Annotated in this window: 3 protein-coding genes and 1 pseudogene; all 4 read right to left on the bottom strand. The window is 61.5% G+C overall.

Going from position 1 to position 2,061, the window contains the following annotated elements:
* A pseudogene (locus EN993_RS35190) lies at positions 1 to 249 on the bottom strand (Fe-S cluster assembly protein SufD); the annotation flags it as partial.
* Between the two features lie 25 nt (positions 250 to 274).
* Entirely contained in the window at positions 275 to 1,030 is a 756-nt protein-coding gene (gene sufC / locus EN993_RS35185; protein ID WP_023810312.1) for a Fe-S cluster assembly ATPase SufC, read from the bottom strand.
* Positions 1,023 to 1,310: a hypothetical protein gene (locus EN993_RS35180; RefSeq protein ID WP_109669588.1), complete on the bottom strand. Its 288-nt coding sequence runs from the start codon at positions 1,308 to 1,310 to the stop codon at positions 1,023 to 1,025. The genes sufC and EN993_RS35180 overlap by 8 nt, the downstream gene beginning before the upstream one ends.
* A 6-nt stretch (positions 1,311 to 1,316) precedes the next feature.
* The coding region (locus tag EN993_RS35175) for a SufD family Fe-S cluster assembly protein (RefSeq protein ID WP_206532479.1) at positions 1,317 to 2,061 on the bottom strand (745 nt) is incomplete at its 5' end.

Genomic DNA, 2,061 nt, shown 5'->3' with positions numbered 1-2,061 from the left:
AATCGGTGCAATGGCTTTGGCCATGGCGGCCGGATCGAAGTCCGGCACCGCATTCAACAACCGGCGCAGGTCGGTGTAATGCCAGGATTCGACACGCCGCGTCGGCAGGCCGTGCTTGATCGCCTCGATGGCGTCGTCGCGCTTCAGCATCACCGCGCCGTCGCCCGGCAGCAGCGACAGCCGGTCGCCGAACGCGTCGATCAACGCTGTTTCGGCCTGCGTGCGTTGGGGTGTCGAGTGCATATTCATCAGTCTTGCCTTGCCTTCTGGCATCTCACGCGGCTTCGCCGATCACGCCGGCGTAGCCATTGGCTTCTAGGTCAAGCGCCAGCGACTTGTCGCCCGACTTGATGACCTGGCCCTTGTAGAGCACGTGCACGGTATCGGGCACGATGTGTTCGAGCAGGCGCTGATAGTGGGTGATGACCAGGAATGCCCGATCTGGCGCGCGCAATGCGTTGACGCCGTCCGAAACGATCTTCAGCGCATCGATGTCGAGGCCAGAATCGGTCTCGTCGAGCACGCACAGCTTCGGCTCCAGCAGCTTCATCTGCAGGATCTCGGCGCGCTTCTTCTCGCCTCCGGAGAAGCCGACATTGAGCGGCCGCTTCAGCATCGCCATGTCCATGCTGAGCGAGGCGGCTGCTTCCTTCACCCGCTTCAGGAATTCCGGGATCTTCAAGGGTTCCTCGCCGCGCGCCTTGCGCTGCTCGTTCATCGCCACTTTCAGGAATTCCATGGTCGCCACACCCGGTATCTCCATCGGGTACTGGAAGGCGAGGAAGATGCCTGACGTGGCGCGCTCGGCTGGATCCATTTCGAGGATCGACTGGCCGTTGTAGAGGATGTCGCCCTCGGTCACTTCATAGTCCTCGCGGCCGGCGAGGATGTAGGACAGCGTCGACTTGCCCGAGCCGTTCGGCCCCATGATCGCGGCGACCTCGCCGGCTTTCACCGTCAGGTTCAAGCCGCGGATGATTTCGGTGCCGTCATCGACGATGCGGGCGTGCAGGTTTCTGATTTCAAGCATTGTTCTTTTCTCTGAAATAATCGCCGTAAGTGATGGAGTAGTCGGTGTGCCGGCGCTGCAGGGCCATGAACCACGATAGGGACATGCCAAAACCGGCCGAGAAGACGGCAATGCCGAGGAACACATTGACGAAGGCAATGAGCAGGACGCCGGCAAATGCCGAAACAATTGTCGCGGCGGCAAATTTGGCCATGGCGATCTTGCCCTCGCGGCGGACAGCCCACAGCCGCCGCCAGCGTACGGCAAACCAGATTTCTTCTCTCGGCAGCTGCGTCGCCATGGTCACTTAGCCCACCGAGCCTTCCAGCGAGATACCGATCAGCTTCTGCGCTTCGACCGCGAACTCCATTGGCAGTTGCTGGATGACGTCCTTGACGAAGCCGTTGACGATCAGTGCGATAGCTTCCTCTTCAGGGATACCGCGCTGCATGACGTAGAATTTCTGGTCCTCGGAAATCTTCGACGTCGTCGCTTCGTGCTCGAACTGCGCCGTCGAGTTCTTGGCTTCCATGTAGGGCACCGTGTGCGCGCCGCACTGGTCGCCGATCAGCAGCGAGTCGCAGTTGGTGAAGTTGCGGGCGTTGGTCGCCTTGCGGTGCGCCGAGACCTGGCCGCGATAGGTGTTCTGCGAGAAGCCGGCGGCGATGCCCTTGGAGATGATGCGGCTCGACGTGTTCTTGCCGAGATGGATCATCTTGGTGCCGCTGTCGACCTGCTGATAGCCGTTCGACACGGCGATCGAATAGAACTCGCCCGAGGAATCGTCGCCGCGCAGGATGCAGCTCGGGTATTTCCAGGTGATGGCCGAGCCGGTCTCGACTTGCGTCCACGAAATCTTCGAGCGGTCGCCGCGGCAGTCGCCGCGCTTGGTGACGAAATTGTAGATGCCGCCCTTGCCCTCGGCGTCGCCGGGGTACCAGTTCTGCACCGTTGAGTATTTGATCTCGGCGTCGTCGAGCGCCACCAGTTCGACGACCGCGGCGTGAAGCTGGTTCTCGTCGCGTTGCGGCGCCGTGCAGCCCTCGAGATAG

Source organism: Mesorhizobium sp. M7D.F.Ca.US.004.01.2.1 (genome assembly GCF_003997785.1).
Lineage (GTDB): Bacteria > Pseudomonadota > Alphaproteobacteria > Rhizobiales > Rhizobiaceae > Mesorhizobium > Mesorhizobium loti.
The sequence above is the reverse complement of the archived record's forward strand: the minus strand, read 5'-3'. Positions and strand labels throughout refer to the sequence as shown.

What these genes read in the sequence shown, in the direction of transcription:
- sufC (WP_023810312.1), bottom strand. Translation starts at nt 1,030, where the DNA reads ATGCTTGAAATCAGAAACCTGCACGCCCGCATCGTCGATGACGGCACC.
- EN993_RS35180 (WP_109669588.1), bottom strand. Translation starts at nt 1,310, where the DNA reads ATGGCGACGCAGCTGCCGAGAGAAGAAATCTGGTTTGCCGTACGCTGG.